Source organism: Pseudomonas kitaguniensis, from assembly GCF_009296165.1.
Lineage (GTDB): Bacteria > Pseudomonadota > Gammaproteobacteria > Pseudomonadales > Pseudomonadaceae > Aquipseudomonas > Aquipseudomonas kitaguniensis.
The window spans coordinates 1-12,151 of record NZ_VUAZ01000061.1; the positions used below are offsets into that span (position 1 = coordinate 1).

The 12,151-nt window shown below is 60.6% G+C and carries 8 protein-coding genes and 3 pseudogenes; 5 read left to right on the forward strand and 6 right to left on the reverse strand.

Annotated features, from left to right (window positions below; translation table 11 throughout):
* Positions 1-178: 178 nt before the first annotated feature.
* The 5 genes and pseudogenes from F0169_RS11595 to treP form a co-directional block, all read right to left on the reverse strand.
* Positions 179-458, reverse strand: a pseudogene (locus F0169_RS11595) (PTS sugar transporter subunit IIB).
* A gap of 2 nt (positions 459-460) precedes the next feature.
* Positions 461-3,000 (reverse strand): annotated as a pseudogene (gene ptsP / locus F0169_RS11600) (phosphoenolpyruvate--protein phosphotransferase).
* Between the two features lie 82 nt (positions 3,001-3,082).
* Positions 3,083-4,303, reverse strand: coding sequence for a maltoporin (locus F0169_RS11605; protein ID WP_152746608.1), 1,221 nt, complete (start codon positions 4,301-4,303; stop codon positions 3,083-3,085).
* A gap of 72 nt (positions 4,304-4,375) precedes the next feature.
* Positions 4,376-6,022, reverse strand: coding sequence for an alpha,alpha-phosphotrehalase (gene treC, locus F0169_RS11610; RefSeq protein ID WP_152746609.1), 1,647 nt, complete (start codon positions 6,020-6,022; stop codon positions 4,376-4,378).
* Between the two features lie 64 nt (positions 6,023-6,086).
* Positions 6,087-7,529 carry a PTS system trehalose-specific EIIBC component gene (treP, locus tag F0169_RS11615; protein ID WP_152746610.1) on the reverse strand — a complete coding sequence of 481 codons (1,443 nt, stop codon included), beginning with the start codon at positions 7,527-7,529 and terminating at the stop codon, positions 6,087-6,089.
* 251 nt (positions 7,530-7,780) lie between these two features.
* Between treP and treR the strand changes: the two genes are divergently transcribed.
* Positions 7,781-8,485, forward strand: a complete 705-nt coding sequence (gene treR / locus F0169_RS11625; protein WP_152746611.1) for a trehalose operon repressor — start codon at positions 7,781-7,783, stop codon at positions 8,483-8,485.
* A gap of 4 nt (positions 8,486-8,489) precedes the next feature.
* On the opposite strand, the gene F0169_RS11630 is transcribed toward treR, so the two are convergent.
* Complete coding sequence (locus tag F0169_RS11630; protein ID WP_058414834.1) at positions 8,490-9,080, reverse strand: TetR family transcriptional regulator; 591 nt, start codon at positions 9,078-9,080, stop codon at positions 8,490-8,492.
* 126 nt (positions 9,081-9,206) lie between these two features.
* On the opposite strand from F0169_RS11630, the pseudogene F0169_RS11635 reads away from it, so the two are divergent.
* The 4 genes and pseudogenes from F0169_RS11635 to F0169_RS11650 form a co-directional block, all read left to right on the forward strand.
* Positions 9,207-9,338: pseudogene (locus F0169_RS11635) on the forward strand (alkene reductase); the annotation flags it as partial.
* A gap of 35 nt (positions 9,339-9,373) precedes the next feature.
* The gene (locus F0169_RS11640; RefSeq protein WP_152746613.1) at positions 9,374-10,162 is read left to right on the forward strand and encodes an SDR family NAD(P)-dependent oxidoreductase; all 789 of its coding nucleotides are present in this window, start codon (positions 9,374-9,376) and stop codon (positions 10,160-10,162) included.
* Positions 10,163-10,191: 29 nt separating this feature from the next.
* A complete protein-coding gene (locus tag F0169_RS11645; protein ID WP_152746614.1) occupies positions 10,192-11,052 on the forward strand; it encodes an alpha/beta fold hydrolase in 861 nt (286 codons plus the stop codon).
* Between the two features lie 65 nt (positions 11,053-11,117).
* Positions 11,118-12,119 (forward strand): NADP-dependent oxidoreductase, encoded by a 1,002-nt coding sequence (locus tag F0169_RS11650; RefSeq protein WP_152746615.1) that lies wholly within the window; start codon positions 11,118-11,120, stop codon positions 12,117-12,119.
* Positions 12,120-12,151 lie beyond the last annotated feature (32 nt).

A 12,151-nucleotide genomic window follows, 5' to 3' on the forward strand; every position in this document is an offset into this window, starting at 1 on the left:
CTGTGTATGCAAAAGCCGCATTTGATAGAGCGGAAGCCGGCCCAATCCCACAGGCAGAATCTGGTCAACCTGTGGGAGCGGGCTTGCTCGCGATTACCGGTGTGTCAGTTGAAAAATACTTATCTGAAACCCCGCAATCGCGAGCAAGCCCGCTCCCACATTTTGATCTGTGCCTGGCTTACAGGCCGGTGACCAAGTGTACAACCCCACCCGCCAATACCATCACCGCCGGCACACCCGCCGCCTTCAACGCCTGCGCATCCAGACGCCCCGCATCCAGCAACTGCACGCGCACCCGCGTCAGGGCCATGCGCTGTTGCGACTTCGAGGTTACCCGCCCCGCCCAACGCACTCAGCACATCGGCCGACAACAAACCCGGTGTCGCCACCGTCGCCGTCTCCGCAATCAAATCCGGCGTCAGGGCCTTCCAGAACGCCTGCTGTAATTTTTCAAACATGCTCAGCCCTCCAAAGCAGGTGAAGTTTCAACGATAGCCGCGTGATAAACGCGCAACACCTCGCGCACTTGCGCGGCCTCTTCCAGGCCCAGCACTTGGCGGGCGATGCGCTGGCAGTCGGCCAAGTCCACACCGCGCACGGTAGCTTTAATGGTCGGAATCAACGGCACACTCACCGACAACTCATCCACGCCCAGCCCGACCAATACCGGCACCGCCAGCGCTTCGGACGCGAGCGCGCCGCACACACCCACCCACTTGCCATGCGCATGCGCAGCCTTCACGGTGGTGGCGATCAAACGCAGCACCGAGGGGTGAAAGCTATCCGTCTGGCTGGCCAGGCGCGGGTGGTCGCGGTCCATGGCCAAGGTGTATTGGGTCAGGTCATTGGTGCCGATGGAAAAGAAATCCACATGCGGCGCAAACACATCCGCCATCAACGCAGCGGAGGGCACCTCGATCATGATGCCCAGCTTCGGCAGCTCGGTGAGCCCCAGCGCCAGCGCTTCCTGCTGCAGAAGCTTGCGTGCCAGGTGCAGTTCCGAGAGCAGGCTGACCATCGGCAACATGATATGCAGCCGCGTTAAACCGGCACTCGAAAGAATCGCGCGGAACTGCTCGCGCAACAGTTCAGGGCGCTCCAGGCACAGGCGAATACCGCGCAAACCAAGGAAAGGGTTGGTCTCGCTTGCCATCGGCACATAGGCCAACGGCTTGTCGCCACCCACGTCCAGCGTACGCACCACCAGGTTGCGCTGGGTGCCCAGGGCGTGGGCGATTGCGCAGTAGGTGCCGGCCTGTTCTTCGGGGCTGGGCGCGCGATTGCGGTCGAGGTAAAGGAACTCCGAACGCAGCAAACCGACGCCCTCGGCACCCAGCGTCAGCGACTGTTCTACCTCGTGTAATGAGGCAACGTTGGCCGTGACCTCAACCTGATGGCCGTCGCGGGTGGTGGCCGGCAACGCTGCCTGCGCCACTTCACGCTGTCGCCTCTGCCCTTGCTGCTGGCGGGCGGCCTGCAGTTGGGCGATTTCGGCGCGGTCGGGTGCCAGGTGCAGCTCGCCTTTGTCGGCATCGAGCAGCACTTGTTTGCCGTTGGCCAATGCCAGCACGTCAACCGGCACGCCGCACAACGCCGGCAGGCCGAGCGCACGCGCGAGGATCGCCACGTGGCTGGTCGCACCGCCACCAACGGTGACAAAACCCAGGACCTTGCGCGTATCCAGGCTGGCGGTTTGCGAGGGCGTCAATTGCTCGGCGATCAGGATGGCTTGCTCGGGCAGGTCCCAGGTGCTGTCTTGAATACCCAGGATCAGTTTCAGCACGCGCTGGCCGACATCGGTCAAATCGGCCGCACGTTCGGCGAGCAGCGCATTGCCCAGGCCCTGGAACAATGTGGCGGTTGCCAGCGTGGCGCGGCTCCAGGCAAAGGCAGCGCTTTTGCCGTTGGCCAGCAGGGCATGCGCTTGCTCAAGCAGGGTCGGGTCTTCGAGCAACTCCTGATGGGCACGGAATATCTGTGCCTGCGCGCTGCCGGCCGACGTGGCTTGCAGGGCGCGCAGTGCCTCGCTCGCCGCCAGCAGGCCACGCTGCAACGCGGCACGTTCGCCCGCCTCGCCTGCGCCCTGTTCGGTGATCTTCAGTTCAGGCTCAGCCACTTGAACCACTTGGCCAAACGCCGACCCCGGTGACGCACACACACCCCGCAGCACGCTTGCCGACGCTACCGACGCTGCGGGCGCAATCGGTTCAACCACCCCGGCCGTGCCGCAACCGTCTCACCGCAGCCTTCGGCCAACAACGCGGTGAGTGCCTTGATGGCCTCGTCGGCATCCTCGCCCGCCGCACTGACCTGCAAGGTGTCGCCCTGCACCGTTTGCAACGCCATGATCGCCACCAGCGATTTGGCGTTGGCACGCTGGGTGTACTTGTGCAGGTAAATGCTTGCGTTGAAACCCTTTGCCGCGCGGGCAAGCACCGCCGCAGGGCGTGCGTGCAAACCGTTGGCGTTGGGCAAGGTCAGCGGCTCGGAGAACAACGCTTCACCGCCCTCTTGATCCACAGTTTGCACCGCATCGCCCGGCGATACGCGCAGCAGCGGCTGGCCCACCTCCACCACACCGCCACCCGGCATCAGCAGCACAAACGGCTCGCCGCTGACCACCAGCATCAGGGTCAACAGGCTGCGCGCGTTAAGTGCCACGTAGTCAGCATCGAATTCAATCAGCGGTTCGCCAACCGCGACTCGCTGGCCTTCCTGCACCAGAGCAGTGAACCCCTTACCTGCCAGGTTCACGCTATCCAGGCCGATGTGCAGCAACACCTGCACACCGTTGTCGTCGGTCACGCTGACCGCATGACCACTGTTCTGGATATTGCTGATCACGCCGGCCAACGGCGCGCAAAGGGTCTGCGAGGTGGGATCGATGCACAGGCCGTCGCCGATCATGCGACTGGCGAACACCGGGTCGGGCACTTGATCCAGCGCCAGCAGCACGCCGGACAGGGGCGCCAGCAGTTGCAGGGGTTGAGTTGTGGTCATCACTTCACCTGTTGTTGTGTTCTGTAAAAATCATTGGGTGTATGCACAGATCCCACATAAAGCTCACCCACCTGAGTGCGGGTTATTCCCACCAGTATTCGACCTGCACACCCACGTTCGAGCCATGCCGCGCCGTGCCGTAGGCGCCGGTGTCGGACAAGGCCGAGCCCGCCGCCAGCTCATTCGCCGCGCGTTTGGCCGCTTGGTTCCAGGTGGCATAGGTGTAGTACAAACGCACTTCCGGCCGCGCCCAGAAATCTGCGCCGTTAGGCGACCAGGTTGGGGCGAAGGTAAATTTGCTCAGTTTGCGCGTGCCGCCGGCGGCCTCGACTTGATCGTGCCCAAGTTCGCTGACCAGCTTGAACTGCTCGCTGATGGCATACGCCGGGCGCACACCGATGGACATCCAGTTTTGATCGCGGCGGCCTGCGCGAACGTCCTTTTGGTACACCGCCTCGATTTGCCCACCAAAACGCGGCGTCACCTGCCAGTCAAAAAACTCCACGGCGCGGTAGCTTTTGCTGCTCTTGTCCAGAGTGGTGTCGCCGGTATAACCCAACCCGGTGCCGGGGCCTTCGCCGTACTGCAAGGCGAATTTGTTTTTGCCGCCGAGGAACGCTTGCTGCACGTGCTGCGCCGTGAGCGCCCAGCCGCTGTTGGTGTCACGCCCACCGGCCTTGTCGATGTAGCTCAAACCCAATTCCAGCTCACCGCCGGGGTTGGTCTTGAAGCCCGCCACGTTAAAGTCGTGACGGGTGACGTATTGCTTCTGGTACAGGTTGTCCTTGCGCGAAAGCGCATAGCTGTACTTGAGGCCGCCGATCAGCACGTCCTCGACACCGCCGCCGGTGGCGCTCTGGTTCCAGTAATAGAAGTCGGAAATATGGATGTCATTACGTTTGTAGTAACGCCGACCGGCCCACAGCGAACCGCCATTCAGGCTCGGCAGGTTGGACCATTGCGCGTACATCTGCGGCATGCGCGCCGAGCCGTTGTCTTCACCCTGAAACTTCAGGGCGCGGTCGTACTGGTTGTACAGCGACGCCATGGCATCGACGCTGAGCACCGAGCCGTCATCGAAGGTCAGCAGGTCCTGACGCACTTCAAATTCGGCGTACTGCTCGCATTCGTTACCCAAGCGGTATTTGGTTTGCGCCCCCGGCAATTGGAAACATTGCTGCTTGCCACTGCCGGTTGAAGTACCCGCGCCGCTGCGCAAGTAACCGGCAAATTCCAACGCATCAGCGGCAAATGGGGCAGTGAAACAGGACGCAAGCAGGCCCAGCTTTAGGGTGGTTTTCATGAAGCACTCCGGTATTTTTATTATGGTTTGGCGAAGCGCCCCTGCACGCTCACGCAGGGGTTGGAGCGGGTCTCAGTCCTTGAGGTGCAGCACAAACGATTCGTAAGCGCGCAACGCCACCGTGCGCGTGAGCACCGGGCTGTCGGGGTAGTTGCTGATCAGCAAGCGTTGCTCGGTGGCCGCGTTGAACACGTGGTCGGGCAGTTGGATTTCGCAGGGTTGGCCATAAAAGTTGTTCAGCACCAGCAAGCGTTCGCCCTCGCCTTCGCGCAGGTACGCCCAAACCTGGCGGTGGTCTTGCAGCAGTGGGCGATAAATGCCTGTCTGGATCAGCGGCTCGTGGCGGCGCAACGCAATCAGCGCGCGGTAGTGATGCAGCACCGAAGCCGGGTCATCCAACTGAGCTTCGACATTGATCTGCGCCGCGTTGGCCGCCAGGCCGATCCACGGTTCGCCACGGCTGAAACCGGCATTCGCCTCGGTGTTCCACTGCATCGGTGTGCGGCCGTTATCGCGCGACTTTTGCATGATTGCCGCCATGCTCGAGGCCTCGGTCTCCCCGGCATCGCGCTTGAGGCGGAAGATGTTCAAGGTCTCGACATCACGGTACTGCTCAATCGTGTCGAAACCCGGGTTGGTCATGCCTATTTCTTCGCCCTGGTACACATACGGCGTGCCCTGAAGGAAGTGCAGCGCAGTCGCGAGCATCTTGGCCGAGACCACGCGGTGCTCGCCGTCGTCACCGAACCGCGAGACCACACGCGGCTGGTCATGGTTACACCAGAACAACGCGTTCCAGCCGCCGCCGGCCTGCATGCCCATCTGCCATTCGGAAAGAATTTGCTTGAGTTGCAAGAAATCAAAATCAGCCTTGACCCACTTTTGCAGGTTCGGGTAATCGACCTTCAAGTGATGAAAGTTGAAGGTCATCGACAGCTCTTTCGACGCCGGGTTTGAATAACGAATGCAGTGGTCCAGGCGGGTCGACGACATTTCGCCGACGTTGATCAGGTCATGCCCTGCGAACACTTCGCGGTGCATTTGCTGCAGGTATTCATGCACGTTAGGGCCGTCGGTGTAGAAGCGGCGGCCGTCGCTGGTGTCTTCGGGGAAATCGGCGGGTTTGGAGATCAGGTTGATCACGTCCAGGCGGAAACCGCCCACGCCTTTGTCGCGCCAGAAGCGCATCAACTTGAAGACCTCGGCGCGCACCTTGGGGTTGTCCCAATTCAGGTCGGCCTGGGTATGGTCGAACAGGTGCAGGTAGTACTGGCCGGTTTGCGCTTCATATTCCCAGGCCGAGCCACCGAACTTGGATTGCCAGTTGTTCGGCTGGTCGCGCCAGATATAAAAGTCGCGGTACGGGTTGTCGAGGCTGCTGCGCGCTTGCTGGAACCACTCATGCTCGATGGAGGTGTGGTTGACCACAATGTCGAGCATCAGTTTGATGCCGCGCTTGGCCGCCGCGCTGATCAGCCGGTCGCAATCGGCAATGGTCCCGTAGCTGGGGTCGATGGCGTAGTAGTCGCTGATGTCGTAGCCATTGTCGCGTTGCGGCGAGCGCAGGAACGGGGTGACCCACAGGTAATCCACGCCGAGCCATTTCAGGTAATCGAGTTTGTCGACGATGCCCAGCAGGTCACCGGTGGCGTTACCCGCGTGGCTGTGGAAGCTTTTTGGGTAGATCTGGTAGATCACCGAGTGCTGCCAGTTGTGCATGGAGACTCCTTCAGCTTGGAATGCAATCAAATGTGGGCGCGGGCTTGCCCGCGAAAGCGCTGGATCAGGCGACGCGATACCCCGGCCGAACAATCTTCATGCTCAACACACAGGTCAAAACGAACGGCACGACAATCGCGATGACCATGCCAACCACAAACACCGCGATGGACTGCGGCACGATCGAGATAAACCCGGGCAAGCCGCCGACGCCGATAGCCGAGGCGGTAACCTTGTTCAGCGAGAGGAAAATGCTGCCCAGCGCCGAGCCCATCAAGGCGGCATAAAATGGAAACTTGAAGCGCAGGTTCACCCCGAACATCGCCGGTTCCGTGATGCCGAAATAAGCCGAAATCGCCGAGGTCGAGGCCATGCTTTTGTCGCGCGCATTGCGGGCCATGTAAAACACCGCGAGCGCCGCGCTGCCTTGGGCCAGGTTGGACATCACGATCATCGGCCAGATAAACGTGCCGCCTTGGGTAGCAATAAGCTGCAGGTCGACGGCGAGGAACATGTGGTGCATGCCGGTGATCACCAGCGGCGCGTACAGCAGGCCGAAAATCGCCCCGCCAACCATCGGCGCCAAGTCAAACAGCGTCACCACGCCTTCGGTGATCAGGATGCCGAGGTGGCGGGTGACTGGGCCGATGATCGCCAGCGCCAGCACGCCGGTGACGACAATGGTGGTGATCGGCACAACCAACAGTTGAATCGCATTAGGTACTCGCGCCCGCAGCCACTGCTCGATCACGCTCATTACGTAGGCGGCCATCAGGATCGGCAGGATCTGGCCTTGGTAGCCGACTTTCTCGATCTGGAACACACCTAAAATGTCGAAGTAAGGCAGGCTTTGGCCGTCGAGGCCGGCCACCGCCTTGCCGTAGTTCCAAGCATTCAGCAGGTCCGGGTGCACGAGCATCAAGCCCAATACGATGCCAAGGATTTCACTGCCGCCAAAACGTTTGGCCGCCGACCAGCCCACCAACGCTGGCAGGAACACGAACGAGGTATTGGCCATCAGGTTGATCAAGCTCCACAGGCCATCGAGGTTCGGATACGCCTCCAGCAGCGTCTGGCCCTCGATGAACATGCCCTTGGCGCCCATCAAGTTGTTCACGCCCATCAGCAGGCCGGCGATGATCAGCGCGGGCAAAATCGGCATGAACACATCGGAAAACACCCGCACCAGTCGCTGCAGGGCGTTGGTCTTGTCGGCGCCCTTTTGCTTGACGTCGGCGATGGTGGCGGCAGCGAGCCCGGTTTGTTCGCGCAGCGCGGCGTAGACCTTTTCGACTTCACCGGGGCCGATCACCACCTGGAATAAACCGCCGGTGAAGAACGAACCCTGGACCAGATCGACCTGGTTCAGCGCACTGCCATTGACCAGGTTCGGGTCTTTGAGCGCCAGGCGCAGGCGGGTTACGCAGTGCGCGGCTTGTTCAAGGTTGTCGCGGCCGCCGAGGTTTTCGAGAATCTGGCGGGCAATAGCGCAATAGTCGTGGCTCATGCTTGGTATCCACTTTGATTTTTTTATTTAGGGGCAGTCATTGGCAGCACGCCGAGGGCAAACTTACTCGTCTGTACGAGTGATAGCAATAACTCGTATAGACGAGTTACACAAAGTATATTTTCTGAATATGAGGTCGGACATTTCCGATAGTCCACCGGCGTGCAATGGACAAAGGCCACCTCTGCCACTAAGGTTCCTGCCTTGAACGCGCAGTCCACCTTCATCGCGTCGGGCACAGAGCTATCCCCATGAGTAAATACAACCAGATCTATACCGATCTGCTTGCCAGCATCACCACGGAACGCCTGCAGCGCGGCACACGCCTTCCCTCCGAAACCGAACTGATGGATGCCTACCAAGCCAGCCGCGGCACCGTGCGCCGTGCCATCGAGCAGTTGCAGGAACGTGGTTTTGCACAAAAAATTCATGGCAAAGGCACCTTCGTGCTGTCGCCCAAACCGATTGAATTTCAATTGGGCGGCATCGTCAGCTTCCACGAAACCCACGCCGACCTGGGCGACGACGTACGCACCGAAGTCGTCGAATTCACTCAGTTACCGCTGGAAGATTCGCTGCTGCAGCACATCGAAGCCGAGCCCGGCACGCTGATCACGCGCATCAAACGGGTGCGACGCATCGGCGGCAAACGGGTGATCCTCGACATCAACCATTTCGTCGCCGAGCTGATCCCGGGGCTGGACCGGGTCATCGCCGAACAGTCGATCTACGCGTTTATCGAGCAAACGCTGGAACTGCAGATCAGCTATGCGCAACGCACCATCGAAGCCCTGCCCCGCAGCAAAGATGACCAGGCGCACCTGGACCTCGACGGCCAAAGCCACGTGATCGTGGTGAGCAACCAGACGTTTTTGCAGGACGGGCGGCAGTTCGAGTACACCGAGTCGCGGCATACGCTGGACAAGTTTTACTTTTCGGATATTGCGCGGCGCTAAGCCTTCAGGCTTGCGCAGCAGGCTCGGCGGGCACCAGTGACGCGAGGATCGCGTCGCGACTGGCCGTAAGAATTTCATCTGCCAATGACGAGTCGTCGGGGCAAGCCCGCGACATCACAATCGCGCCGAGCGCCTGCGCCATAGCGGCAAGCCGCGTGGCGCGAGCCTGGGCGCCCTCTTCGCCTTGGGCCGTCACGGCGTCAGCACACAGCAACCCCAACTGTGTCTCGATACCGGCGGCAAAAGCCGCTCGAACCTCGTCCTCTTTACGCGCGGCGTCCCCGCACAGTGCAGCCATCGTACAGCCGGCCGTACGGTCGTCACGGTGCTCGCGAGCAAGGTAAACCCGCACAAACTCCGCCGCCGACGCCCCCTCCGCCAGCGCGGCAGACTGAGCCATGCCGCACGTCGCCGCTTGCGCCATCAAATCCGCCTTGGAGCGGAAATGTTTGTAGAAGCCGCCCTGGGTAAAGCCCGCAGACGCCATCAAATCGGCAATGCCGACGCCATCGAAGCCGCGCTCTCGAAACAGCGCAGACGCCGTTTCAATGATGTGCGCGCGATTTGCCTGCGCCTGTTGCTTAGTGACTTTCATGCTTGACCCAAACGTTGTTCACACAAGCCGCGAGTATACATTGATGTTGATCGACATCAAACCGTTGACATTTTAGAGTTCAGTCGTAATTATTAAAGTCATTCCCCACACCAGAAGCTGAACACCATGCCTGAGCAAGCACTGTTTGAACCTTACGCCTTGGGCAATCTGACGCTGACCCATCGCACCGTGATGGCGTCGCTGACACACAACCGTGCCTCGGCAGGATTGGTCATTACCGAAGCCACACACATTTCTGCGTAAACGCAGGGCTATCCAAAAGGAAACTCTCAATGAAAACGCTACCCACTGTGCTTGTCACCGGCGCTTCCAGCGGCATTGGCGCCCTCTATGCCCAACGATTTGCTCAACGCGGGCATAACCTCGTGCTCGTCGCACGCGACAAAGCGCGACTGGAGGCCTTGGCGGTGCGACTGCGCGAGGAGCACGCGGTTGCTGTGGAGGTGCTGCAAGCCGACTTGACCCACCCTGATGACCTCACGCGCATCGAAACGCGCCTGCGTGACGACGCCGAGATCGGCATCTTGATCAACAATGCCGGCATCGCCCACTCGGGGGCCTTCACTCAACAAAGCGCTGAGGCCATCACCGCGCTGATCACGCTCAATGTGGTTGCGTTGACGCGACTCGCCGCAGCGGCTGCCCCGCGTTTCGCGCAGTCGGGTGCAGGCTCGATCGTCAACATCGGCTCGGTGGTCGGTTTGGCGCCCGAATTTGGCATGACGGTTTACGGCGCCAGCAAGGCATTCGTGCTGTTCCTGTCGCAAGGCCTGAACCTGGAATTGGCGCCCCAAGGCGTCTACGTACAGGCGGTACTGCCGGCCGCAACCCGCACCGAAATCTGGGAGCGCGCAGGGTTCGACGTCAACACGCTCTCCGAGGTGATGGACGTTGAGGAATTGGTCGACGCCGCACTGGTCGGCTTCGACCGCCGCGAGCTGGTGACCATTCCGCCGCTGCACGTTGCAGGCCGTTGGGATGCACTGGATGGCGCGCGCCAAGGGCTGCTGTCGGACATTCGGCAAGCGCATGCCGCCGAGCGCTATCAACCACAAGCCTGAGCGTTGCCCTCCACACCAAGGTAGTCATGATGAGTCGCTCAACCCCGGACCCGCTCGCCGCGCGGTCTTACATCAACGCACCGAACAAGCTAGCCACGGTCGCCGGTACGGCCTTCGCCTATCGCGAGTTGGGTGTGCAGGCCGGCGTACCGCTGATCCTGCTCAACCACTGGGCCGCCGTGCTGGACAATTTTGATCCACGCGTCGTCGATGGCCTTGCACGCCATCATCGGGTGATCGCTATCGACTATCGAGGAGTCGGGTTATCCAGTGGCAGCGCGCCGCTCACGATAGACGAGATGGCCCAGGACACGCTCGAGTTGATCCGCACAATGGGCTTTGCGCAGGTCGATGTGTTGGGCTTTTCGCTGGGTGGTTTTGTCGCGCAAGCCTTAGCGCTGAGGGCACCGGGTGTTGTGCGCAAGCTCATATTGGCCGGGACTGGCCCGGCAGGCGGCCCCGGCATTGATCGCGTCGGCGCGTTGTCCTGGCCGCTGATGCTCAAGGGCGCGCTGACCTTGCGCGATCCCAAATTTTATCTGTTTTTCACCTCCACACGCAGTGGCAGACAAGCAGCGCGCGCCTTTCTAAAAAGGCTAAAGGAGCGCGTTGTCGACCGCGACAAAGGGCTGACACCTCGCGCTTTTTTACGCCAACTGCACGCTATAAAAGCCTGGGGGCGCCAGGCGCCGCAAGACCTGGCCCGTCTGCAAATGCCCGTGCTCATCGCCAATGGCGACAACGACATCATGGTACCGACAGCGTTGAGTCGCGATATGGCCCAACGCATCCCCCACGCGCAACTGGTGATCTACCCGGATGCGGGCCATGGCGGCGTGTATCAGCACCACGCTGAATTTGTGACCAGAGCGTTGGCGTTCCTGGCCTGACATCGCCTCAGGTTCACGCAGCCCATCCGGTTTTCCAAGACGCATAACATCGGAATCACAACACCATGAAAGCAGTCACCTTCAAGCGCTATGGCAAGTCGCCTGACATCGGGTTAGCGCAAGTTTCCCGCCCGACCATCAAGCCGAACGAACTACTGGTCGAAGTTCACGCGGCCGGGTTGAACCCCATCGACAACATGATTCCTACGGGCACCTTCAAAGCGGTGTTGACGTTTCAACTGCCGGCTATTTTGGGCAGCGACCTGGCCGGCGTGGTAGTAGAGATCGGCAGCGCTGTTACGCGGTTTAAAGTCGGTGATGCCATTTTTGCCAGCCTGTTTGACCTCGGCACCGGCTCACTCGCCGACTACGCCGCCGTACCGGAAAGTGCCGCCGCGCTGAAACCGGCGAACCTCGATTTTGTGCAAGCAGCTTCCCTGCCGATGGTAGGACTTACGGCGTGGCAAGCGCTGAAAGAGCGCGCGAATCTGCAACCGGGCCAGAAAGTATTCATACCGGCGGGTTCTGGGGGCATAGGCACTTTTGCCATCCAACTGGCGAAACACCTGGGTGCCACAGTGGCCACAACCACCAGCACCGCGAACGTCGAGTGGGTGCGCAGCTTGGGTGCAGACGAGGTGATCGATTATAAAAAGCAGGAATTTGAGCAGGTGCTGCGCGGGTACGACGTGGTGCTCGGCACAACAAAAGGTGACGCTATTGAGAAGTCCGTCGACATCCTGCGGCCTGGGGGCAAGATTATTTCCCTCGTTGGGCCACTGGATAAAGCCTTTGCCCGGGCTCGGCGGTTAAATGGCTTGCTTGGGTTTGTATTCGGGCTGATGAGCCGCAAGATTATTCGGCTTTCGAAAAAGCACGGTGTTTCGTACGGATTTCTTTTTGTGCGCCCTGACGGTGGGCGACTGAATGAAATGGGTGGGCTCGTTGATGCGGGGATTATCCGCCCGGTGATCGACAGGGTTTTTGCGATGGAACAGGCGGAGGAGGCGCTCAAGTATCTGGCGCAGGGTCGTGCCAAGGGGAAGGTTGTGGTGAAGGTTAGGTAAAGGTTTTAAGAGCGATGCGGGGTTAACTCCGT

Excerpts from the sequence above, each read along its gene's own strand:
- F0169_RS11605 (WP_152746608.1), bottom strand. The coding sequence starts at position 4,303 with ATGAAAACCACCCTAAAGCTGGGCCTGCTTGCGTCCTGTTTCACTGCC.
- treC (WP_152746609.1), bottom strand. The coding sequence starts at position 6,022 with ATGCACAACTGGCAGCACTCGGTGATCTACCAGATCTACCCAAAAAGC.
- treP (WP_152746610.1), bottom strand. The coding sequence starts at position 7,529 with ATGAGCCACGACTATTGCGCTATTGCCCGCCAGATTCTCGAAAACCTC.
- treR (WP_152746611.1), top strand. The coding sequence starts at position 7,781 with ATGAGTAAATACAACCAGATCTATACCGATCTGCTTGCCAGCATCACC.
- F0169_RS11630 (WP_058414834.1), bottom strand. The coding sequence starts at position 9,080 with ATGAAAGTCACTAAGCAACAGGCGCAGGCAAATCGCGCGCACATCATT.
- F0169_RS11640 (WP_152746613.1), top strand. The coding sequence starts at position 9,374 with ATGAAAACGCTACCCACTGTGCTTGTCACCGGCGCTTCCAGCGGCATT.
- F0169_RS11645 (WP_152746614.1), top strand. The coding sequence starts at position 10,192 with ATGAGTCGCTCAACCCCGGACCCGCTCGCCGCGCGGTCTTACATCAAC.
- F0169_RS11650 (WP_152746615.1), top strand. The coding sequence starts at position 11,118 with ATGAAAGCAGTCACCTTCAAGCGCTATGGCAAGTCGCCTGACATCGGG.